At 31.8% G+C, this 24448-nt stretch carries 23 protein-coding genes and 1 pseudogene; 20 read left to right on the top strand and 4 right to left on the bottom strand.

Features of this window, described 5'->3' with window-relative positions; all coding sequences use genetic code 11:
- Nucleotides 1-97 precede the first annotated feature (97 nt).
- Entirely contained in the window at nt 98-919 is an 822-nt protein-coding gene (locus tag ES044_RS00270) for a hypothetical protein (RefSeq protein WP_147117401.1), read from the top strand.
- Between the two features lie 140 nt (nt 920-1059).
- Entirely contained in the window at nt 1060-2952 is a 1893-nt protein-coding gene (gene serA / locus ES044_RS00265) for a phosphoglycerate dehydrogenase (protein WP_147117402.1), read from the top strand.
- Between the two features lie 198 nt (nt 2953-3150).
- On the opposite strand, the gene ES044_RS00260 is transcribed toward serA, so the two are convergent.
- A complete protein-coding gene (locus tag ES044_RS00260) occupies nt 3151-4338 on the bottom strand; it encodes an SH3 domain-containing C40 family peptidase (RefSeq protein WP_147117403.1) in 1188 nt (395 codons plus the stop codon).
- Between the two features lie 168 nt (nt 4339-4506).
- On the opposite strand from ES044_RS00260, the gene kynU reads away from it, so the two are divergent.
- The 18 genes from kynU (at nt 4507) to ES044_RS00170 (ending at nt 20476) form a co-directional block, all read left to right on the top strand.
- Nucleotides 4507-5766 carry a kynureninase gene (gene kynU, locus ES044_RS00255; RefSeq protein WP_147117404.1) on the top strand — a complete coding sequence of 420 codons (1260 nt, stop codon included), beginning with the start codon at nt 4507-4509 and terminating at the stop codon, nt 5764-5766.
- 93 nt (nt 5767-5859) lie between these two features.
- Nucleotides 5860-7269: an FAD-dependent oxidoreductase gene (locus ES044_RS00250; protein WP_147117405.1), complete on the top strand. Its 1410-nt coding sequence runs from the start codon at nt 5860-5862 to the stop codon at nt 7267-7269.
- A gap of 149 nt (nt 7270-7418) precedes the next feature.
- The gene (locus tag ES044_RS00245) at nt 7419-7814 is read left to right on the top strand and encodes a RidA family protein (RefSeq protein ID WP_147117406.1); all 396 of its coding nucleotides are present in this window, start codon (nt 7419-7421) and stop codon (nt 7812-7814) included.
- A complete protein-coding gene (locus tag ES044_RS00240) occupies nt 7814-9319 on the top strand; it encodes a M20/M25/M40 family metallo-hydrolase (RefSeq protein ID WP_147117407.1) in 1506 nt (501 codons plus the stop codon). The genes ES044_RS00245 and ES044_RS00240 overlap by 1 nt, the downstream gene beginning before the upstream one ends.
- A 203-nt stretch (nt 9320-9522) precedes the next feature.
- Entirely contained in the window at nt 9523-9840 is a 318-nt protein-coding gene (locus ES044_RS00235; RefSeq protein ID WP_147117408.1) for a hypothetical protein, read from the top strand.
- 640 nt (nt 9841-10480) lie between these two features.
- Nucleotides 10481-10672: a hypothetical protein gene (locus ES044_RS00230; RefSeq protein ID WP_147117409.1), complete on the top strand. Its 192-nt coding sequence runs from the start codon at nt 10481-10483 to the stop codon at nt 10670-10672.
- Between the two features lie 3 nt (nt 10673-10675).
- A complete protein-coding gene (locus ES044_RS00225; protein ID WP_147117410.1) occupies nt 10676-11107 on the top strand; it encodes a DUF6090 family protein in 432 nt (143 codons plus the stop codon).
- Between the two features lie 637 nt (nt 11108-11744).
- Entirely contained in the window at nt 11745-12176 is a 432-nt protein-coding gene (locus ES044_RS00220) for a hypothetical protein (protein WP_147117411.1), read from the top strand.
- Between the two features lie 104 nt (nt 12177-12280).
- A complete protein-coding gene (locus tag ES044_RS00215; protein ID WP_147186837.1) occupies nt 12281-12511 on the top strand; it encodes a hypothetical protein in 231 nt (76 codons plus the stop codon).
- 2 nt (nt 12512-12513) lie between these two features.
- Entirely contained in the window at nt 12514-13530 is a 1017-nt protein-coding gene (locus ES044_RS00210) for a DUF6090 family protein (protein ID WP_147117413.1), read from the top strand.
- A gap of 176 nt (nt 13531-13706) precedes the next feature.
- Nucleotides 13707-14504, top strand: a complete 798-nt coding sequence (locus tag ES044_RS00205; RefSeq protein WP_147117414.1) for a DUF6090 family protein — start codon at nt 13707-13709, stop codon at nt 14502-14504.
- The gene (locus ES044_RS00200; RefSeq protein ID WP_147117415.1) at nt 14497-15249 is read left to right on the top strand and encodes a DUF6090 family protein; all 753 of its coding nucleotides are present in this window, start codon (nt 14497-14499) and stop codon (nt 15247-15249) included. Before ES044_RS00205 ends, ES044_RS00200 begins: the two co-directional genes overlap by 8 nt.
- Complete coding sequence (locus ES044_RS00195; protein WP_147117416.1) at nt 15246-15851, top strand: DUF6090 family protein; 606 nt, start codon at nt 15246-15248, stop codon at nt 15849-15851. Before ES044_RS00200 ends, ES044_RS00195 begins: the two co-directional genes overlap by 4 nt.
- A gap of 200 nt (nt 15852-16051) precedes the next feature.
- A complete protein-coding gene (locus ES044_RS00190; RefSeq protein ID WP_147117417.1) occupies nt 16052-17491 on the top strand; it encodes an aldehyde dehydrogenase in 1440 nt (479 codons plus the stop codon).
- Nucleotides 17492-17645: 154 nt separating this feature from the next.
- Complete coding sequence (locus ES044_RS00185; protein WP_223269076.1) at nt 17646-17846, top strand: DUF6500 family protein; 201 nt, start codon at nt 17646-17648, stop codon at nt 17844-17846.
- An 88-nt stretch (nt 17847-17934) separates the two neighbouring features.
- Nucleotides 17935-18714 (top strand): SDR family oxidoreductase, encoded by a 780-nt coding sequence (locus ES044_RS00180; RefSeq protein WP_147117418.1) that lies wholly within the window; start codon nt 17935-17937, stop codon nt 18712-18714.
- Nucleotides 18715-18807: 93 nt separating this feature from the next.
- The gene (locus ES044_RS00175; protein WP_147117419.1) at nt 18808-19341 is read left to right on the top strand and encodes a 3-hydroxyanthranilate 3,4-dioxygenase; all 534 of its coding nucleotides are present in this window, start codon (nt 18808-18810) and stop codon (nt 19339-19341) included.
- A 49-nt stretch (nt 19342-19390) separates the two neighbouring features.
- Nucleotides 19391-20476: an amidohydrolase family protein gene (locus tag ES044_RS00170; RefSeq protein WP_147117420.1), complete on the top strand. Its 1086-nt coding sequence runs from the start codon at nt 19391-19393 to the stop codon at nt 20474-20476.
- 65 nt (nt 20477-20541) lie between these two features.
- Here the strand turns inward: ES044_RS00170 and ES044_RS00165 are convergent, their stop codons facing one another.
- From ES044_RS00165 to ES044_RS00155, 3 genes and pseudogenes are all read right to left on the bottom strand, one after another.
- Nucleotides 20542-21165: a hypothetical protein gene (locus ES044_RS00165; protein ID WP_147117421.1), complete on the bottom strand. Its 624-nt coding sequence runs from the start codon at nt 21163-21165 to the stop codon at nt 20542-20544.
- Between the two features lie 30 nt (nt 21166-21195).
- Complete coding sequence (locus ES044_RS00160) at nt 21196-21615, bottom strand: DUF2141 domain-containing protein (RefSeq protein WP_147117422.1); 420 nt, start codon at nt 21613-21615, stop codon at nt 21196-21198.
- A 382-nt stretch (nt 21616-21997) separates the two neighbouring features.
- Nucleotides 21998-24151: pseudogene (locus tag ES044_RS00155) on the bottom strand (TonB-dependent receptor).
- Nucleotides 24152-24448: the final 297 nt, after the last annotated feature.

The raw sequence follows: 24448 nt of genomic DNA, 5'->3' as shown, positions 1-24448 counted from the left end.
AAGCATTCTATAAATTATAAAACGCCAAAAAGCGGGGGTGATATAATTAATTATCAACTATATAGAATAATTATAAACAAAAAGTTATTTTTGTGGTATGAAGGTAGTAAAACAGGTCTTAAATTTTTACATTAATGCAAGCATTCATGTTGCTTTTGCCGTGTATGCATTGTTAAAAGTTACTGAAATATATTTTGATCTTTCTTATGATAAAAACATCGATTATTTTATTTTTTTTGGCACCATTACAGGGTATAACTTTGTAAAGTATGCTGGAGTGGCAAAACTTCACCATAAAAGTTTAACAGACAATCTAAAAGTTATTCAGGTTTTTTCGTTTTTATGCTTTTTAGCCTTGTGTTATTTTGGGTTTGTTATACAGGTAAATACTTTATTATTTTCTATTCCCTTATGTTTGTTAACAGTTTTATACGCCGTTCCTTTTTTAAGCGGATTTCATAAAAATTTAAGACAAATAAGTTATTTAAAAATAATAGTAGTGGCTTTGGTTTGGGCTGGCTTTACAGTTTTACTGCCAATTATAGATGCAGACCGTGCCATCTCATTAAATGTGGTGTTTTTAACGCTACAACGTTTTTTAATTGTGGTGGTTTTAATACTTCCTTTTGATATTAGAGATGTGCAATACGATGCTATTTCTCTGCAAACAATCCCCAAGAAAATTGGCGTAGAAAAAACCAAGAGACTAGGATTAATGTTGCTGATTTTTGCATTAGTTTTAGAGTATCTTTTTGCGACAGAATTGATGGTGAAAACACCTTTTATGATGTTCTTTTTTCTGACAATTTTACTCTTAATGAGGGCAGAAACAACACAATCTAAATACTATAGCTCTTTCTGGGTAGAGTCTTTGCCCATTGTGTGGTGGTTAGTTCTTTTAGGATTCCATAATTTTTAAAGAGAATTGTTGTTTTTTTTATCAACTATTTTAATATCTCTCGCAAATAAAACAGATTTCATAAAACTGTAAAATAGCTACTGAATTACTTACGATATTTGTAGCTTTACCCACTTAAATTCAACCAAGGTTTTAGAGGAATGAGTACCATAAAAAGAAATTATATTTTCGATTTTGATAGCACATTAACAAGAGTAGAGGCGCTAGATGTTTTAGCCGAAATTACGCTCAAAAATGATCCTAGAAAAGATGAAATTATTCAAGAAATAATAGACATTACCAATTTAGGAATTGATGGCGAAATATCTTTTACAGCATCTTTAGAAAGAAGAATTAAATTATTAAAAGCTAATAAATCTAATTTAACCGAGTTAGTAGAAGATTTAAAAAAGCAAGTATCCATATCTATCGAAAGAAATAAAGAGTTTTTTAAGTTGTATGCAGATGATATTTATGTCATTTCCTGCGGATTTAAAGAATTTATAGATCCTATTGTAAAAGAATACAACATTCCGTCAGAAAAAGTATTTGCAAATACGTTTGAGTTTGCAGCAGACGGAGAAATTATTGGTTTTGATGCTCACAATCCACTATCACAACACAACGGAAAAATTCAGTGTTTAAGAGACATGAATTTAGATGGAGAAGTGCAAGTTATTGGCGATGGTTATAGCGATTATGTAACGCGTGAAGCAGGTGTGGCGCACAAGTTTTTTGCGTATACAGAAAATATTTCAAGAGATAAAACAACAGAGAACGCAGACCATATTGCCCCAAATTTAGATGAATTTTTATACGTAAACAATTTGACAAGAAATATCTCATATCCGAAAAATAGAATTAAAATTTTATTATTAGAAAACGTGCATCCAGATGCTTTTAAAAAGTTGTCTACCGATGGTTTTTCTGTAGAAACAGTTTCTAAAAGTTTGTCTGAAGATGAATTGATAGAAAAAATAAAAGATGTGCATGTTTTAGGAATTCGTTCTAAAACAAATGTTACTCAAAGAGTTGTAGATGCCGCAGACAAATTAATGGTGGTAAGTGCGTTTTGTATTGGTACCAAACAAATTGATTTAGAGGCTTGTAAAGAAAAAGGAATCGTTGTTTTTAATGCGCCTTACAGCAACACACGTTCTGTGGTTGAATTGGCAATTGGCGAGATTATTATGTTAATGCGTTCTGTTTTTCAAAGAAGCACAGAAATTCATAATGGCCAGTGGAACAAAACGGCAGCGGGCTCAAGAGAAGTTCGTGGTAAGAAATTAGGAATTATAGGGTATGGTAACATCGGTTCGCAGCTTTCTATTTTGGCAGAAGCTTTAGGGATGGATGTGTATTATTATGATGTAGAAGATAAATTGGCTTTAGGAAATGCAAAGAAAATAGTTAAGTTAGAAGATTTATTGTCAATTTCTGATGTGGTTACCTTACATATTGATGACAATGCTGCGAATAAAAATTTCTTCGGAGAAAAAGAAATTAGCCAAATGAAAGATGGTGCGCATTTAGTCAATCTTTCAAGAGGTTTTATTGTCGATATTCCGGCGTTGGTTGCTGCTTTAAAATCAGGTAAAATTGCAGGTACAGCAATTGATGTGTATCCAGAAGAGCCAAGAAAAAACGGTGAGTTTTTTACAGAATTACAAGGATTACCAAATGTAATTTTAACACCTCACGTTGGCGGAAGTACAGAAGAAGCCCAAAGAGATATTGCAGATTTTGTGCCGAGTAAAATAATGGCATACATGAATTCTGGAAATACGGTAGATGCTGTCAACTTTCCGAATATTCGTTTGCCGAGACAAACAAATGCGCACCGATTTTTACATATTCACAAAAATGTGCCCGGTGTTATGGCAAAGATCAATAAGATTTTAGCAAAATACGATTTGAATATAATAGGTCAGTATTTATCTACAGATTCTAAAGTAGGCTATGTAATTACAGATTTAGATAAAGAATATAACAAATCAGTAATTGAAAAATTAAGAAATATAGAAGGTACAATTAAGTTTAGAGTTTTGTATTAAGACTAGATTGTTAAATCTTTTAAAAAAAAAAGCCTTTCAATTATTTGAAAGGCTTTTTTTATGCCTGCTGTTATTGTTAGGAAAGAAGTAATCTCTTTATTTCAATGAATAGATTTCTTTTTTTAATCATTTTACAAGGGGTTGAAACCCCTTGCAATTGAAAAATGTCTTTGTGAATCTCTGTTAAATAGCTGCAAACTAAAGCTTTATCTTCTTTTTCAAATCAACAATATTCTTATCCTTAACCCCTAAATAACGTTTACTTCCCAAGTATCTGTTTTTATTCATTGCATCAAAATTAGTCTCATTTTTATCCATAGAACTTAAATGAACATTTCCAGAAGCATGAATAAATTCCATTTTATTATTACCCAGCCAAATACCAACATGCACTACTTTTTGTTTTTTATTTTCTTCTGCTTTTGTTCCGAAAAATAATAAATCGCCTTTTTGTAAATCAGAAAAATCTAAATTTGTGTCCACAGTTTTACCAGCATTTATTTGTTGAGAAGCATCTCTAGGAATTACAAAACCGTTCATTAAATACACCATTTTCGTAAAGCCGCTGCAATCCATTCCTTTGCTAGAGGTCCCGCCCCATAAATATGGAAAACCTTCCATTTTTTTGGCAACAGTTTCAATGTTTTCTTTGGATGTAACGAAATTCTGTAACCAAGAACTGTACATAATCCCTTCTTCTTTTTTGATAAAACCTGTTCTGTTATCAGGATATTTTACTTTATAAAATTGATTATCTTCAGAAATATAGTGCAACAAGCCGCCTAAAGTAATGTCAGAAACAATTTGAGAATCTTCTGATGCATCAACATATACATATCCAAAATTCTTCGTAAAAATGATTTTTTTTGATGCATTCCAGCGATCAAAGGTATCTTTTGTCATTTTTGTAATCCCTCCTTTATCAACCCAAGAAATATAATTATCAGGCGTCTGAATTCTGTAAAAATCACCTTTCTTATCTAGTATTTTTAAAGACATGCCTAACAAACCTTGCGTGCCTAATTCGGCAGAATGCTTGGGTTTAGAACGAATGTTAATAACAGAATTTCTAGCAACAGCATATTGTTGCTTTCCTACGGCAGAGTCGGGTAGCATTCGAACCTTATTAACAAACGTTAATTTTCTATCGTTTAAACTGTCTAAAAGTAACATATATGCCTCTTTAGAAGTAGTTTCTCCTGTTAAAATAAATTTCTCATTTGACGTGCTAAATTGAATGTCAAATAATTCAACACGTTTATCCGGTGCAAAATCTTTTTTTATCGAAGAATGAATTCGCTCTATTTCAGAAATCGTTTTTGAGTCATTTTTACAAGACATAAAAACAAGCAATAATAGCACAGAGAAGTATTTTAGGATTTTCATTAAGAATGATTTTTTGCAAAAATACAAAACTAAATACTGTTTTGTAAAAGGAAGGAAATCATTCTGAATTACCAGAGATTTGTTTATGGTATTTCACGAAATTTGTGTCTAAATCATTGAATTCTCAATAGGATTGTTTTATATTTGGTTTAAATCGTTTTATATTAAATGGAATATCAAAATTCGTTAGTATTTGCAAAACAATTAGATCAGAAAGATAAACTGGCTCATCTGCGAAGTCTGTTTCATATTCCGAAAGATAAAAACGGGAATGAATGGATGTATTTTACCGGGAATTCTTTGGGTTTACAGCCAAAAGCGACTAAAGAATACATCAATCAGGAATTAGAAGATTGGGCAAATTTAGGTGTAGAAGGTCATTTTGAAGCGAAGAATCCGTGGTTGAATTATCACGAATATTTAACCGATAAAATGGCGAAAATTGTAGGCGCAAAACCTATGGAAGTAGTAGTAATGAATACGCTTACGACCAACTTACATTTGTTAATGGTGTCTTTTTATAGACCTACCAAAACAAAATATAAAATCGTAATTGAAAGTGACGCGTTTCCTTCAGATCGATATGCGGTGCAATCGCAATTAAAATTCCACGGTTTTTCAGATGATGATGTTATCGAATGGAAACCAAGAAAAGGGGAACAATTATTGCAGCTAGAAGATTTAGAAACCATTGTTGCCAATCAAGGTGATGAAATTGCACTACTTTTAATTGGTGGTGTAAATTATTATACGGGTCAGTTTTTAGATTTGAAAAAAATTGCAGCAATCGGTCATTCAAAAAACTGTGTTGTAGGAATTGATTTGGCACACGGAGCAGGAAATGTACAACCCAATTTACACGATTCTAATGTCGATTTTGCAGCCTGGTGTACCTATAAATATTTAAATTCAGGACCAGGAAGTTTAGCAGGACTGTTTGTGCACGAAAAACATTCAAAAAATAAAGACTTACCGCGTTTTGCAGGTTGGTGGAATCATAACAAAGAAACGCGTTTTAATATGCGGCAACCATTTGATGTGATGGAAGGAGCAGAGGGTTGGCAATTATCGAATCCGCCAATATTATCAATGGCGGCCATCAAAGCTTCTTTAGATTTATTTGATACCGTTGGCATGGATGCTTTAAGAGAAAAATCAGAAAAATTAACTGGGTATTTCGAGTTTTTAATCAATGAAATTGGTTCTGATGATATTAAAATTATCACACCAAGCAACCCGAAAGAAAGAGGTTGTCAGTTATCAATTCAAGTTAAAAACGCAGATAAAAGTTTGCATAAAAAGCTAACAGAAAATAATATTATTACAGATTGGCGAGAACCCGACGTAATACGATGCGCGCCAGTGCCAATGTATACGAGTTATAAAGATGTTTATAGGATGGTGACTGTTTTACAAACACTTTTGTAAAACAGTTAAGCTGAATTTATTTCAGCTTCTTTAAAAAAAATAACGAATTTAATTTAGTTCTTGACTGCGCTCGAACGGATATAAAAATTTAGAATGAATAAAAAAGATACGATATTAATAATTGGAGCCGGACTTTGTGGCTCATTACTCGCATTAAGACTAGCACAAAGAGGTTATAAAGTCGAGGTGTACGAAAGTAGACCCGATTTAAGAACTACAGCTATTTCTGCTGGGCGTTCTATCAATTTAGCGTTGTCAGACCGTGGTTTAAAAGCATTGCGCTTATGCGGAATGGAAGAAAAAGCGAGAGAAATTTGCATACCTATGTATGGCAGATTAATGCATGATACAGCCGGTAATACCTTTTCTTCTAATTATTCAGGGCGAGAAAATGAGTATATCAACTCTATTTCTCGTGGAAATTTAAATGCAATTTTATTAGATGAAGCAGAAAAACATGAAAATGTAAACATTCATTTTAATAAAAAATGTAACCATGTTGATATAGAAAAAGGAATTGCTCATTTTGAAGATTATAAAACGAAAGAAACTTTTTCTATAGATGCAACCGTGATTTTTGGCGGTGATGGTGCAGGTTCTTCTTTAAGAAAAAGTTATATGGCAGAACGAAAATTCTTGTTTAGCTATTCTCAAGATTATTTAAATCATGGGTATAAAGAATTAGAGATTCCTGCGGATAAAAATGGAAAGCATCAAATAAGTAATGGACATTTGCATATTTGGCCTCGTGGCGACTTTATGTTAATTGCTTTACCAAATATGGATGGTAGTTTTACAGTAACCTTATTTTTAAGTTATGATGAAGGGGAGTTTAATTTTGAGAACCTAACATCCGAAGAGAAAATAACGGAGTTTTTTGAGAAAGAATTTCCAGATACCTTGGCGCTAATTCCGAATATAAAAGAAGAATTTATCAACAATCCTACAGCACCTTTAGGAACTGTAAAATGTTCGCCTTGGAGTTATAAAGGTAAAACGCTGCTAATTGGCGATTCTTCTCATGCAATTGTACCGTTTTATGGCCAAGGAATGAACGCTTCTTTTGAAGATGTATTTGTGTTAGATGAAGTTTTGAATCAAGATTTAGAGAGTTGGGATGCTATTTTTAAAGCGTATCAAAAAGCTAGAAAACACGATGTAGATGCCATTGCAGCTTTAGCGATTGATAATTATCATGAGATGAGAGCGCATGTTGCAAATCCGCTTTTTAAAGAAAAAAGAAAGATAGAAATGGATTTGGAGAAAACATTTCCAACGCAATATTCGTCAAAGTACTCTTTGGTAACTTTTAATGAGCATATTGGCTATGACGAAGCGATGAGAAGAGGTAGAGCACAAGATAAAGCGCTGTTGCAAATGATTGCCGGTGATGAAATTCACACGCATTTAGAGATGACAAAAGAAGAGTTGAAAGTGGTTCTAGAGAAAGTGATTGTTGAAACAAATCGTATTTTAGAAGAAGATAAAGTTGCAGCTCTCTAGCCTATCCCAGTCTTCCCGAAGGGAAGAAGTGAGCAGGTTTGTGGGAAAAAAATATGAAATATAATTTTACAGCGTAAAACAGAAATTAATAAGAACTCAAATCCCCAGTTTGAGTTTCTCCCCTTCGGGGAGATTAAGAGGGTATTAAGATGAAAGTAACACCAAGAGGCGCATACCCGCATGTAAAAGTGGTAGGAGATTTTATTTTTGTATCAGGAACAAGTTCTCGAAGAGCCGATAATACCATTGCAGGAGTCGATATTATTGACGAGATGGGAACAAAATATTTGAATGCAGAAACACAAACTAGAGAAGTTTTAAAAAATATTGATAAAAATTTACAAACTGTTGGCGCAAGCATTAAAGACGTTGTAGATGTTTCTTCTTTTTTAGTAAATATGAATGATTTTGCAGGGTATAATAAAGCGTACGCAGAATTTTTTGATAAGGAAACGGGGCCAACAAGAACCACAGTTGCCGTGCATCAATTGCCGCATCCAGATTTGGTGGTAGAGATTAAAGTGACTGCCTATAAAAAGAAGTGATGAAAAATATAGTAGCAATATTAGTTTTTATGCTGTCGCTCAACTTTGCAAATGCTCAAGAAAATTGGGACGCAAAAATAAACTCTAAACTTCCAGAAGTTTTGGTTAGTCATAGGGCTTTTGTGAGCATTCCTAATTTGCCTGCGGATATTCCAAAAATGTATGAAAATATTGATTGGGTAAAAAACAGGTTTCAAAAAGTTCATTTTCAACTCAAAGCGTTAGAATCGCCTACATTGCCGGTCTTGTTCGCCGAGAGAATAGTAGATCCCACATTCAAAACCGTGTTGTTTTATTTTCATTTAGACGGCCAAGCAGTAAATGCTGCAATGTGGAATCAAAAAAATCCATTTATTCCTGCTTTAAAAGAACAAAAATTAGATGGAACATGGGAAGCAATTCCTTGGTCTAATTTAGAAGAAGAAATTAATGACGATTGGCGAATTTTTGGAAGAGCAGCTGCAGATGATAAAGCACCCATTGTAATGTTTTTATCTGCTTTAGAGTTGTTGCAACAGCAAAACTTACATCCAAAATTTAACATCAAAATTATTTTTGATTTAGAAGAAGAGTATTCGTCAGAAGGATTCCTATCCACCTTAAAAAAATACAAAGAAATTTACGAGTCAGATTATATGATTATTATGGATGGTCCTGCGCATAATTCTAACCAACCAACATTAACCTTTGGTTGCAGAGGTATTGCAACCTGTAGTATTACAACCTATGGTTCTAAACTTCCGCAGCATAGTGGGCATTTCGGAAATTATGTAGCAAATCCTGTTTTTACGTTGTCTAGATTGCTTGCTTCGATGAAATCTGAAGGGGGAAAAGTACGTGTCAAAGACTATTACAAAGGAATTGTTCTTCCTAAAAATGTGTCTGCGATTCTAAATGCCGTACCGGATAACACAGAAGATATTAATAATGCTTTGTTGATTCATAAAGCTGAAAATGTGGGAAATAATTACCAAGAAGCACTGCAATATCCTACTTTAAATATCAGACAAATTGGCACTTCTTGGAAGGGAGAGGGTTTGAAAACAATTATTCCAGAATATGCCACTGCGGATATAGATGTTCGTTTAGTAGTAGAAACCGATGGACAAAAACAGTTAGATAAAATTAAAAATCATATTACAGAACAGGGATTTTTGGTTTTAAATCGCGCTCCAACGGATACTGAAAGACTAGAAAATTCTAAAATTGTAACTTTTAAGGGAAATGCTGGAGTACATGCTTTCAGAACACCATTAAACTCATTTTTCGGAGAAAAAATCAGGAGTTCTTTAACAGCGTCGTTTGGTGAAATACCTATTAGCATCAGAACGATGGGAGGCACTGTGCCAATTGTTCCTGCAATTACGGAATTAGATATTCCTGCGATTATTGTTCCTATGGTGAATATGGATAACAATCAGCACAACCCAAATGAAAACATTAGAATTGGAAATATTAGGCAGGGTATTAAAATCTGTTTAGCTATTTTAAATACGAGTTTATAGCATTAAGAGTGATTTAGTTCTGCTAGATTGTTTTTATCTGGTTTGAAGCAAACTTTTTAAAATTGAGATATATTCCTTAAAATTATCTAGAGAAAGTTGAAGTATTAAATTACTGTGTTTATTTTATAGAAAATTTAACGTTCGTTACTATTATATAAACTAGAATCTCAATTATTCATGAAATCATTTTTTACAAACTAAAAATGAAAAATCAATTGAATACATTACTGGCTTTAAAACTTTGGATATTCTTTTTATCTATAACTATATTATCGGTTTTTTCTGAAACAATTATCAGAATGATACTCATCATAATTTGGTTGTTATTATGTACGTATTGGACTTTAAAAGTTGGAGAAAAATTACACAATAAACTAACAAACAAATCTACCCTGAACTTAAAACGATTTAAAGCACAAATTTTATTTGTTGTTAATTACCTTGTTATTGTTTCAGTTTCTGGTGGGGATACGAAATTAACACCGAAAATATTGCTGACTATAGCTAGAAAGCTTGGGTAATTACTCCATTTCACTTCATTTCATTTTAATGTATTTCATAATTCATATCCTATACTTTTTTTCAAAATGCATAGCAACACTGTGAAATAGACATGAAGGTTATGGTTGGTATCTGTTAGGTTTTTGGATGTTTCTAACGGGTATATGGATACTACAACCCAGACTAATTGAATTGTTAAATGAAAAGCCAAAAACCATGGACTTGTGTAGCTAATTTATTGTTAATAAGATGACTGTAATTACTTTTGGCTGTTACCTGTGATTAATTAATTTTGTCTTCCGAGGGTAGGCAACTAATATTGATTGATTTATTGTGATTACAAATCCCTTGTAGACCACGATAAAGACAAAGATCATTTTAAAATTAAAAGCCATAATTGGCGCGCACATAGCAACTCTTAAAGCTATCTAAATCTTCAAATTAGGGTTCTTAAAATAAAGAATATCATAGCCTAGAATCTTCTCAAATTCAAATACATTTAGTTGCTTTTTGATAGCTTTATGTCTTAAATCGAAAAGGAGTTATTCAGATAGGTTTCATGAAATAGTATATTATAGAAGTTAACTTTGTGTAAATCAATAATAAAAGGTGATATTTATCTTTATTTTAAAAGGAAACAAATCAACCAAAACAAAAACAATGGGAATATTCTGGGATTTAATGCAGCAAGACGAATTAAATAAGCAAGAGGATAAAGCGAATAATTTAGAAGATAGGGTGGAGTTGCTAGAAAAAGAACTTGAAAAAACAAGAACACTTTTGCGCAAAACTTTAGTAGCATTAGAAAAGCATATCACAATAGACATAGACGGCGATGGTAAAATGGGTTAAAATATGTTTAAATTTTTTCGAAAAATTCGTTTTAACCTTCTTTTAAAGAATAAAACATCCAAGCATTTTAAATATGCTTTAGGAGAAATTATTCTCGTGGTAATTGGTGTTTTGATTGCATTTCAGATAAACAATTGGAAAGAATCTAAAAATGCATCAAAAAAAGAATTGGCTTTATTGGTGAATATAAAAAGTGATTTGGAATCTGATGTTTCTAATTTAAAGCGACAACATTCTTCATTTGTACAGCGTGAGGCTAATTCAGAACTGGCAATAGAATTATCTTATAAAGCCAAAACAGTCAAAGACATTAATTTGGTTTCCGATTTAACAGAACCGCTTTGGAATGCACTGTATATCAACCAAAACACGTATCATGAGATGATTAATTCGGGTAGTATGTATTCTATGAAAAATAAGGGCTTAAAAAAATAAATAGGTATTATCTTTCTGTAGAAGCGGACACACAATATATTAGAAGTATAAATACTACGCATAGCCAATTATGGCATTTAGAGCCGGCGATGTATCCTTTTAAACTATTGATTTCGCAAATAGAAAAATCTCGAATAGCTTTAAAATCAATCGATACTACTTGGATAGATAACCCAAAATCTGCAACCTATTTATGTGTAGATAATTTTTTAAATGCGAATCAAGAAATAAATAATATATAGAAGAGAAGTGTTTAAAAGAATTGTAGCAAGGGCTCGTCTTCTTTTAGTAGCTATTGATAAAGAGTTATTTGCTAGAAATTAATAATAACGGTTTTGTAAAGGATAATACACTTAAAAAATAGCTATTAAAAGTCGTTTAGTAAAGGTGAAATAAAGAAGTCATAAAGACCTGTGTAAAATAAGATGCTGCTTTTAGGTTTTTTGAAACACGAAATAAAAAAGAAAAATCGCTAAAATTTTAAAGTACTAATAGCGCAAAAGCAAGTAGTAAATAAGGACTGAAATGGATGGATTTAATGTAGTTATGGTCATCGCAATTATTCTATTCGCAAGATTAGGAGTACGATTGGTAACAGGATATTTAAAAATGAAAAACGAACAAAAAGACGAAGCTGATGATTAAGTTCTTCGGTAAAATCCGTAAAAATTTACTTCTGAATAATAAAGTTAGTAAATACTTGCCCTATGCGATCGGCGAAATAGCGCTTATAATGATTGGGATTTTATTAGCATTGCAAGTAAATAACCAAAATGAAGTAAGGAAGTCTAATGATCTCGTAACTACTTACGAGCAAAATATAGCTTTAGAATTAAAGACAGATATTTTACGATTAAAAGAAATGGATAGCATTCGAACTATTTGGAATAATAGTTTGCTTGCCTATGTAAAATACTATAATTCTGAAAATGTTGATATGCATATTTTAAAGCGTAAATCGGATAGTGCTTTTACTGACTTAAGAATATTACATACAAGCACGTATTCAATCCAAGATTTAATTAGCACAGGAAATTTAAAACTATTTCCAATGGATAAAAAAATGTAATTTTAAAATTTAAAAATTTTTCGGATTATAATCGATACAGGGAAGAAAAAAGGTCAGAAAACACCAATAACAACGGTCAAATATATGACAATGATATTGACTTAATGTACCCATATAACTATTCTGAAAAAGAGCATAAGGAAGTGATAAACTGGAGATACAACTTGGGTTCTCCTCAAATGAGGAAGTATAATAATAATAATAATAATAATAATAATAATAATAATGCTGTTTTTTTAAATCATTATAGGGTTCAAGAATCTCTGCATGAGCAAGTGCGTAAAGAAACTTTAGAATTTTTAGAAATCATAGAAAAGCCTCATTTTAATGATTAATCATGATAAAAATATTTAGAAAAATCCGTCAGAATTTGCTCTTGGAAAATAAAACATCAAAGTATTTTAAATATGCTATTGGCGAAATTGTATTGGTGGTGATTGGTATATTAATTGCGTTTCAAGTAAGTAAATGGAGCACCAATAAAACGAAAGAAAAAGAAGCCTATAACCAATTATTAGAGGTGCAAAATGAAATTTTAAATAATATACTTGAGTTTGAGTATAAAGGCAATTATTACTATAATAAACTTCGCGATGTAAGAAGTGTATTTTCAGACACCTTGACTTTTAAAGATTATAAAAATAAAATTAGTTTACAAAGAATTATGTCGAGTTATAGTGCCGTTGAAACCCAAAATGAAGCTTTTAATAAACTTATTCAAAATGCAGATGATGTACCTGAAATTTATAGACCACTAATTTTAGAAATGAAAAAACTTTATAATCTGTCGGCTTTTGAAACCTCTTATACTGGCTTACTAGATTTAAGCACAAGGAATTTTGAGCTTATTCAAGATTTTGCTGAATCGCTGTATCGTGATAAAACGGATGATTATATTTGTTTTTTATTAACGGATAAAGACCACAAAAACAGACTAGCAAGATATAGTTTTACTTTAGATGACATAGCGCCAGAGTTGGTGCAAAAGAAATATAAGGCACTTAAAATTTATAGGCAAATGGTAGCATTAGGCTTTCCTGATAAAAACATGAAGGAATTAGACCATATGTTCATAACGATGAATCCTGAAAATTTAAAATACTTTGTAGGTAATTACACCAACAAGAATTATACGTTGAGCCTACAGTATAATATTGAGAAAAATATGTTATTTGGGAACTGGAGTAGTAATAGGTCAGGTGAAAAACTAGAAGCTATGAACGTAACAGTAAGAGATTCTATTACTTTGCATATAGGTGGTGAGTATTTAGAATTTAATAATGATAAATCGATGTTTAATAGGTTGTTTTCAAAGACAAAGTCAAATTACAAAAGAATTTTTGAAGGTGAATAAACGCGGTAATTTTGTCGAGAATTTTGCTGATAAAGAACAACATTCTCTTAAAAATATCTAAATGAATTAAAATACACAAATGGGCGATTACTTTCTACTGCTTTTGCCTGCAGATTAAGTTGCTGTAAAGGAGTATTTTTTAAAATTTATTAAAAAAATCAAACTTAAAAAAACCAATGATCAAACTTTTCAGAAATGCCCGTAAATCAATGATAAAAGGAAATAGAACAACAAAGTATTTATTATACGCTATTGGCGAAATTATTCTTGTAGTAATTGGCATTTTAATAGCGCTTGCTATAAATAATAATAACGAGGTCAAAAAGTTACGTAAGCAAGAAGTAAGCTATCTTAAAAATTTGAAAGCAGATATTAAGTTAGAACTTAAAAACAACGATAGTATTATTAATTATAGATGGGAAACGGCTAAAGCTGCGGCTCGGCTACTTGAGTTTAAAACACTAGAAACAGCCAATGATGTCGTAGAATTAGAAATGGCAATCAATAAAGTCTTTAGTAGAATAATTTTCACTCCTACAAACAATACCTATAAAGAATTATTAAGTTCTGGCAATCTTCATTATATTACAAATGATGCGATTAAAAATGAATTATTAGAGCTAGATAAAATGTATGTGGCCATAAATAATGGGGAGCATCACATGTATCGAGAGTATGAAGAGTATCTTTATAATGTTGCTATAAAAAATGGTGAAGTTCTCAATTTATTAGACATTCAAAAAACTGCTATAACGGGAATACCAGTGTTTAGTAATCCATCTCAAATTTCAATAGCTACCGTAATTCCTGGATACAATAGATTACTAAAGATTAATGAATTCAGAAATGGGTTAAAGCTTGCCGTAATGAATAATATAGGTTTTAAAGGAGGGCATAACAAGATGACAATACTTCTTTTAAAGTTGAAAGAGTTGATACAAAATGATTTAAAAAACGACGGAAATAATGATTAGATTTTTTAGAAAAATTCGTCGGAATATACTAACAAAAAATTCGGCTACTGCGCCAGCGGGCAGAGCAACCAAGTATTTGAAATATGCCATTGGCGAAATTTTTTTGGTTGTTATAGGTATTTTAATTGCTTTGCAAATTAATAATTGGAATGAAGCGATAAAAAGTAGCAGCACAGAGGTGTATGTTTTAACAGAGGTATTGAGTAATTTGAACGAAGATGCTCTTATTTTAAAAGAGATTATTGAGCAAAGACAAAAAGCAAAAACATCTGTAGTCGCTATGTTAAAGTACCTACAAAAAGAGGAGATTAATAAAGATAGTTTAGAGAAAGATGTTGTTAATTTTTTAACTTTTGAAAGATATTTTCCGATAAACAACGCCTACGAAATTTTAAAAGCCAACGGGCTGCAATTATCTAATAATCTACTGACCACTAAAATATCACGTTACTACGATTATGAACAAAAAAAAATGAATAGAAGTATTATGGACGTAGAAAAAGCAATACTTGGTATATTAGAAAATAATGCTGGTATTATTCGTTTTTTTGAATCGGTGAACTTAAATAAAACGGTGTCGATTAGAAGTTATAATGATAAAAACTTAAAGAATGAGCTTTACCGAGAAATGGTAGGTTTTAAAGACAATAACGGAGGAACTTTGGCTAAATTAATTGTCTTTTTCGATTTAAACAAAGCTTTGCGTAACGAAATAGAAATTGAATTGAGAAAGATAAAAAAATGATAAAAATCTTTAGAAATATTCGTCGAAACTTACTTTTTGAGAATAAGACATCCAAGTATTTTAAATACGCCATTGGCGAAATTGTATTGGTTGTTGCTGGTATTTTAGTAGTACTACAGATTAGTAATTGGAATGAAACTTTAAAAAATGGAAGTTTAAAACAAGTGTATTCGGCAAATTTAATAAACGACTTAACCAAAGACGCCAAACAATTAAATGTACAGCTGATAGATAATAAGGAAACTCTTAAAATACTAGATTCAGTTATAGCGTTTATAAGAAAGCCAACGACCACAAAAATAAATAGTAAAGATTTTGTGAAAGCGCATACAATAGGTGGGGTGAGAACTCTAAAAACAGATAACACAAACACCTTTAAATTACTAGTTTCAACAGGTACAATTGATCTTTTTAAGGATACCGTGGCACAAAAATATATGGAATTAAATAGGTTGCAAGCTTATGAAACCTTTGTTTCTAGCGGCAATTCTAAAGCATATTTTGATTTATACGGTGAGTATGATAAGCAATATGCATCTATAACTTTGATTAGTGACAATGAAAATCTTGTAAATCAATTATGGCAAGAGGTTGATGCGTAATTTTTTTTGTAATGTAAATATACTGTTTGTTTATTCAAAGGCATTCTATGGATCGCTATATCGGCTTAACAGCCGATGTTTGAGAGGAAACAGAAAGGTTGATACAGGTTTTAAATGGAAGTTAAATTTTTATTTTTTTTAAATTAAAGTACCCATAGATCGTATTGTTAAAATATCTAATAAGAATTGAAAACCATAGCATGAAAATACAAAACTACATAAACGGCAAGTTTGTAAATCCAATTCAGAATAATTGGTTAGATAATTATAATCCTGCAACTGGCGCGGTCTATGGTCAAATACCAAACTCAACAAAAGAAGATGTAGAAAAAGCTTATAAAGCTGCTGCAAACGCTTTTCTAAAATGGAGCAATACAACTTTAGATGAACGCCATAAAATTCTCTCTAAAATAGCAGATTTAATTTTAGAAAAACTAGATTTTTTAGCAGCTGCAGAATCAAAAGACAACGGAAAACCAATTAGTTTAGCAAAGCAAGTTGATATTCCGAGGGCAGCAAGTAACTTTCAGTTTTTTGCAAATGCGATTACTCAGTTTTCATCAGAAGCACATGAAAGTATCGGTCTGAATGCGATAAATTTTACATTACGCCAACCGATTGGCGTTGTAGGCTGTATTTCTCCTTGGAATTTGCCGTTGTATTTATTTACCTGGAAAATTGCTCCTGCAATTGCTGCAGGAAACTGTGTTGTTGCAAAACCGAGTGAAATTACGCCAATGACCGCTTTTTTACTAGGTGAAATCTGTACAGAAGCGGGTTTGCCAAAAGGTGTTTTAAATATGGTACATGGTGTAGGAACAGCAACAGGGCAAGCAATTGTAGCGCATCCAAAGATAAAAGCGATTTCTTTTACGGGGGGTACAAAAACGGGTGCTCATATTGCAAGAGTTGCTGCACCCATGTTTAAGAAACTATCTCTAGAACTTGGTGGTAAAAATCCGAATATTATTTTTGCAGATTGCGATTATGATAAAATGCTCGCAACCACAGTTCGCTCTTCTTTTGCCAATCAAGGGCAAATTTGTTTATGCGGAAGTCGTATTTTAGTAGAAGAAAAAATTTATGAAAAATTTAAAATAGATTTTATAAAAAAAGTAGCTGAATTAAAAGTCGGACATCCATTAGAAACAACCACAAATTTAGGTGCTTTGGTTTCTAAAGAACATTTAGAAAAAGTAAAAAGTTATATTGATATGGCAGCACAAGAAGGCGGAAAAGTTTTATTTGGAGGCGACAGCGTTACTGTCAAAAACTTTGAAAACGGTTATTACTTACAACCAACAATTATAGAAATTACTGATAATACATGCAGATTAAATCAAGAAGAAATTTTTGGACCAGTTGTAACCATCATGTCATTTAAAACCGATAAAGAAGCCTTACATTTAGCAAACGAAGTTCAATACGGATTATCGGCAACATTATGGACAAATAACTTAAACAGAACTATGCAGTTTTCTAAACAATTACAAACAGGTATTGTTTGGGTAAATACTTGGATGTTACGAGATTTAAGAACGCCATTTGGCGGACAAAAAGAATCTGGAGTTGGGCGAGAAGGTGGTTTTGAAGCATTGCGATTTTTTACAGAAGCAAAAAACATTTGTATACAGTATTAAAGGTCATTTTAATCTTCTCAAAGGGAAGAAACTGTTGCGAATACAATAAATATTGTGTCGTTATTTAATAATTATATAGAACTTTAAACATGAACGAATACCTTTATTTTGTTTATGAATAAGGAGATAAAAGAAAAAATCATTCAAGTTTGTGATGAGAAGATTGCAAAAAAAAGGAGACAATGAAGGAGTCTCATTCGATGCTTTTTTTGAAAATAAAAATGAACATCCAGTTTTATTGATGGAAGTTGCCAAATGGTGGATTGAATCGCATCAATTAAATTATTTTGAAAAAGCGGTTAAGATTAAGGAAATGATAAAAGCTCATCCCCACTATCCAGAAGGGATAAAATGAGCATCATGATGAAAAATAAATATTAATAGAACTCTGTTTAACCCAGTTTGAGTTTCTCCCCTTTTGGGGAGGTTAGATGGGGCTGATTATGAATTTAAACTTAAAAAATAAAAACGCATTAGTTTGCGGAAGCACACAAGGAATCGGAAAAGCAACAGCAATTTTATTAGCAGAGGAAGGGGCAAACGTAACTTTAATTGCTAGAAATGAAGAGAAGCTAAAAGCTGTTTTATCAGAATTAAAGAACAATGGAGAACAATCTCATGATTATTTAGTTGCCGATTTTTCGAAACCAAAGGAACTGAAACACGTTTTAGAGCAGTTAGATTTACAATTTCATATTCTGATAAATAATACAGGAGGTCCGGCAGGAGGTCCTATCTTTAATGCGAAAATAGAAGAATTTGAAAGTGCTTTTACACAGCATTTAAAATGCAATCATATATTGGTGCAGGCGCTAGTGCCGTTTATGAAAGCCCAATGTTATGGTAGAATTGTAAATGTAATTTCTACTTCTGTCAAACAACCTTTAGATGGTTTGGGCGTTTCTAATACCATTAGAGGAGCTGTGGCAAGTTGGTCTAAAACGTTGGCAAATGAGTTGGGCGAATTCGGAATTACAGTAAACAACGTGCTGCCAGGAGCAACAGGAACAGAACGTTTAAATGAAATTATCAAAAACAAATCTGCAAAAACAGGTTTGTCAATTGAAGAAGTTTCAACTAATATGAAAAACTCGTCACCAGCAAAACGCTTTGCTAAACCAGAAGAAATTGCAAATGCTATTGTATTTTTAACAAGTGAAAAAGCAAGTTTCATCAACGGAATTAATGTGCCTGTAGATGGTGGTAGAACAAAATCATTATAAAAAGAATCAAAAATCAAGATTTTTTAGAAACAAGACAGTTTGGGTTCATGTTTTTTAGTCTTGGCTCTAATAATCAAAAAAAATCTAAAGAATATGAGTAATCTAGTACAACCTTTAAATTTTAAAAAGTGGATTGATGAACACCGTCATTTATTAAAACCACCCATCGGAAACAAACAAGTTTGGGACAATGGCGATTTTATTGTGATGGTAGTTGGCGGACCAAATAATAGAAAAGATTATCATTATAATGAAACTCCAGAGTTTTTTTATCAGTTAGAAGGTGATATGATTTTGAAGATTATTGACGATTCTGGTAAAATGATTGATGTAGCAATTAACGAAGGGGATATTTATTTACTGCCAGCAAAAGTGCCACATTCGCCACAAAGAAAAGAAAATACGGTTGGTTTGGTTATTGAGTATCCGCGTTCTGAAGGTGTATTAGATGCATTAGAATGGTATTGTGAAAAATGTGGGAATCAATTATACAGCGAAAATTTTTCGGTTAAAAATATTGAAACAGATATGCAGAAAATATTCAATACATATTATTCTGATACACAAAAATGTACCTGTAATAAGTGCGGAGCTGTAATGAAAGAGCCAAAAAAAGTTGGCAGTTAAATAGTTGCAGTAAGCAGTAAATTCTAATATTTAAGAGAACAAGATTAACATGAGCCATAGAAAACTACGTATTAACGGACACTCACATTTATTGCCTTATCCAGAAGAAATTCCTGACTTTATGAAGGAAAAAGAAATTTTTTGGGTAGATGATGAACGAAAACACATGTTGCAAAAGGGGTGGAAACGACCGGTAACAGATTCGAGTTTTTTCTTAAATGAGAAATTACTATGGATGGAAAAAAATAAGTTAGACCATGCCGTAGTTTTAAATTTGTCTCAATTATATGGTAATGGATTGCGTTTAGAAGAAATGAAAAAGGCATTACGTTTTCAGAATGATTTTAATGCTAAAGTGCAAAAAAGTCATCCCGATAAATTTACCTGTGGTTTTGTAGTGCATCCTGGTTTTATTTATGGTGCACTAGATGAAATGAAACGCTGTGTAGAAGAATTAGGGTTAAAAGTTTTGTGTTTACCAACCCATTTTATGGATTCTATTGGGCAGTGGCGCTGTGTTTTTGATGAAGAAAATGATCGAATTTTTGAATTGGCAGATAAGTATAAATTGGCCATTGAAATTCATCCGTATGACGGCGATAAAATGATCAAATTAGAAAATACCAATTGGCGTTTTCATTTAATTTGGATGCTGGCGCAATGTGGTGATGCGTATCACTTTTATACTTTAAACGGAATGCAAGAACGTTTTAAAAATATAAGAACGTGTTTTGCGCATGGAGGTCAGCTGGCACAAATGAATTTAGGAAGAAGAATTCAAGGTTTTGACGGAAGACCCGATTTATTTGAAGGAAAATATCACCCAAGAAAAGCTGTGGGGCATAAAAATATCTTTTTTGATACGTTGGTGCACGATACAGATTCTCTAAAATTAATGTTACAAAGACAAGGTACAAGTCAGGTTTTAATGGGTTTAGATGACCCGTATCCTCTAGGAGAAATGGAAAGCGACAAGCAATCTTCATATCCTGGTAAGATTTTAGATTTGGCAATTGACCAAAATATTATAAGCGAATTAGAAAAAGGGCAAATTTGGGAAGACAATGTTTTGCAATGGTTATTTGGTGACGATGAAAAAGCAAAACAAGAGTTGATTGATAAAATTTTAAAATAAGTTTACAGTACGTAGTTGCAGTTTTCAGTAAGTCGCTAACTGAAAACTGTAGTTGTATACTGATCTCATTTCCTACATCCTTTTAAGGCTTCTTCTGCTCTAGAAATTAAAAATTTCGGATAAAATGCTTCTTTAATTTTTTCTTCTTTGCCTAATTCAATAGCTCTTTTAATCTCGTTGCAATACGGTTTGGTAGGTTTTCCGAAGAATTTTGCAGCACCCATATTCCATTCTGCGTAACCTAAAATTACTCGCGGATTATTTGGGGAAATTGCCAATGCCCGTAAGTATAATTGGCTGTTTTTGCCTGATAAAGACATGCCATATTTCTGACCATCAAAAGCGATATAAGCCGTATGCAACAATGCCTGTGTAATTATAATTTCTGGATTATTTTCTGAATTTGTTTTAGCAACCTCTAAAAATTCTTGTGCTTTAGTTAATTTTGCGTTTAAAGTTGTTTCATTCTTTAAACCAAAACTACTTAAAATTTCTACGGTTGCCGCATAATAAGCAGGTTTCCATTTTGTGGGTTCGGCTTTAGATATTCTTTCAAAAAGTTGAGAGGCTTTTGTCATTTTGCCCTGTTCCCAGAGACCAAACGCTTTTTGCATTCCTGTTTCATATTTTGACTGGGCTGTTATAATTTCTACAAATAATAGTGTGATGATTAAAATTGCATTTTTCATTTTAAATGATTTTAGAGAAGTTAATGATGCTTATGGTTTCATATCAATTGTTTTGTTTTCTTCTAATAAAAACTTTGCATCCTTATATTTTGGTGGTCCCATAAAACCAGTAGCATTGTTAGAGCAGCCAAAATCTTCTTTTGGAATGCCTATAAAATTGGTATCCATTTTTTTATTATTATTTTCATCATGTACAAAAGAAACGGCATATTCTCCTTTTGGGAGGTCTTTAAAAATAACCATAGATTTTTTGTCTTTTATTTTAATAATAGCACCTTTAAATCGGATTTTTAAAAAACTATCTTCGGTGTTATAAACACCCACTATTAAAGATCCTTGGTTAGAGTTTAAACCAGAAATATTTACAGTTAACGTAAAAGTTTCTTCTTGAGCATTTGTTGAGAAAACTCCTGTTAAGATCATAACGACTGTTAAAATTATTTTTTTCATAACTTTTTCTATTATAATTATTATTAATTCAAATATCTGATGTTTTTAGCAAATTAAAACAAGAAACATACCGAATTGTGATTTTTTATGGCCGAATTGTAATTTATGTTTTTTAGCTAGATTAGAATAACTTCTGTATGTATTGAAGAGATTGGTTTTTGCTTTGTAAAAACAGTTTATGAGTTATTTATTTTTTGCAGTTTTTGTGGTAGCGATGCAAAATGAATAGTTTTCATTTTAAAGGTGTACACAATAATTTATGGGTCAAATTTTTTAATTTTATTGTTGAATTTTAAAAATTTTTAGCCCTGATTGAAACGGCATCCTTTTTATTTTTCATAAAAAGATATAGTGAAAAGCAGGAAATAGCTTCAAAAAAAAATTATAAATTATCTAGTTGATTCCTTTTTTGATCGTCGCTAATTGTCCAGAAAAAACCAACAAAAAAGAAACTGTTTACGTTTGGTAAAATGGCTTGTCTGTCAAAATTTCCATTCATATTCGGGGTGTCTTTATAATTATAGCCAAATACATTTTGAGTGCCTAAAACATTAGATGCAGAGATGTATAAGATCTTTTGCTGGTCTATTAAATACGCCCAATTTAGACTCAAAGAATTGAAATTTTTGGTTTTACTGTTTAAAAAACCACCTTCGTTGGGGTTTGTATAGGTTCTGCCTGAAGCAAAACTATAGCTAAAACCAACCTGACTTTTTAAATTTCTTATCCAATGTTTGGCAACAATTGATAGGTTGTGTTGAGATGCGAAACTAGGCATGGAAGTTACAGGGAAATTTCTATAATCTCTTTCGGTGTCTAAATAAGAGTACGAAACCCAATAATCTGTATTTTTTATTTTATTATTTTGTCTCCAAAAAATATCGATTCCTTTTGCATAACCGGTTCCGGTATTGTTAAAGTTTGAATTAAAATTGGGCATTTCAGTATCAAACTTTACCAGGCTTTGGTAATCTTTATAGTAGGCCTCAATTCTAAAAATTTGATCTTGTTTGGTATGTTGAAAATTAGCAATTAAATGCGAAGTGTTTTCTGCCTTAAAATTGTTGCTAAACTTTAAAAAATCGTTATTTGGATTTTGATAAAACTGACCATAGGCAAATGAAAATTGTGAGTTTTTACCCGATTTATACGCGATAGAAGTTCTTGGCGACAAAGTAAATTCATGTAGTAATTCAGAATTTTCTGCTCTAACGCCTATTTTTATTGCCAAATATTTTGAAAAGAAAATATCGGTTTCTACAAAAGAGGTAACTAAATTATTATCAAAGCCATAGCTAAAATCGTTGTTTGTAAAAGCATTATAATTTTCCTTAAAATTGGTCACAAAATACTCTGAACCAAGACTTATTTTAAAGCGACTCGAAATTTTTTTTTTTAGTTTTATTTTAAAATGTGCAGAATTTTCGTTGCTGTTCATTATATCATCTATAATTTTTATCTCATTTTGATCGTTGGTAAAACTCAACCCCGTTTCAAGCCGCCAATTATTGCCAAATTTATTTTTATAAGAACTGTTTATATAAAGATTTGCATTATTTAAAGCAAAACGAACACCTTCATTAAAATTAATATTATCTTGAACCAAATCGAAATTGGTTGCGCTAAAAGCACCGTAAATTTTTAATAAAGAATCGTCTTTAAAAGCATGTCTATACACCATTTCTCAGCTTAAAGTTTCTACGGGTTTGTACCATTTATTTCTGTCTGGCAACGCAAATTGATACGGTGCTAAATTGATATAAGAAGCATTTACACTTAAAGAATTTTCACCCCAAATTTGTGTATTTCCGAGACCTAAACCAACGCTCATAAAAGATAGATCGGTTTTTTCTTGATCTGGTGTATCGATAGTGTTTAATAATAAAACACTCGACAAGGCTTGACCGTATTCTGCAGAATATCCGCCAGTAGAAAAAGAAATCCCCGAAAATAGAAATGGCGAATAACGGCCACGAACCGGAAGGTTGTTTGCGGCAGGCGTGTAGGGAGTAAACACGCGAATTCCGTCAATAAAAATTTGTGTTTCTTCTGCCTCACCACCTCTTACAAATAAACGACCATCCTCTTCATTTGCAGAGGTGCCAGGTAATGTTTGCAAAGCGCCCAAAAAATCGCCCATTGCATTTGCTGTGGTAACAATATCTAAAGGTTTTAAAACGGTAACTTTTCCTTTTTCGCCAGCTTCAAAAGTTCCTGCATTGATAACAACTGCGTCTAATGAATTTACATCATCTCGTAATTTTATTTGTAAATTTTTGAGAACTGAAATATCGGCAGTTTTAAGATAAGGTTCAAAAGAGACAAAAGAAATGACTAAAGTTTGGTTTCCTTTTTCTGATGTTTCAAAAGAAAACTCGCCTTTTTCATTGGTTGACCCGCCATCATAAGTACTCTTTAAATACACATTTGCTCCGAAAATAGCCTTGTTTTTAGCATCGGTAACTTTTCCAGAAATTGTTTGTGCAACGTTAGAGAATTGACATAAAATACAAAGTAAAAAGACTAGTTGTTTCATCATGATTAAGTTTGATGCTACAAATATGTACTAGTTACCGAGGTTTTAAAAAGAAGAAATACCGAGTTGTAATTTTTAATTGATGAGTTGTAATTTAGGACTTTATTTTTCTGTTTTGTAAAAAATAAAACACAAATCCGCCAGAAAAATAGAGCAGCACGTCAATATTATCTGACGTGTATCTTGCTAAATATTTTGGTAAGAAGTATTCAAATAAAATACTGTATACAAAACAGACATATAAAATAATCGGAATTTTAAGAAAGAAATTCTTGTTGTTTCGGGTAAACCTTAAAA

This window comes from Polaribacter sp. IC066, from assembly GCF_007997085.1.
Classification (GTDB): domain Bacteria; phylum Bacteroidota; class Bacteroidia; order Flavobacteriales; family Flavobacteriaceae; genus Polaribacter.
The sequence above is the reverse complement of the archived record's forward strand: the minus strand, read 5'-3'. Positions and strand labels throughout refer to the sequence as shown.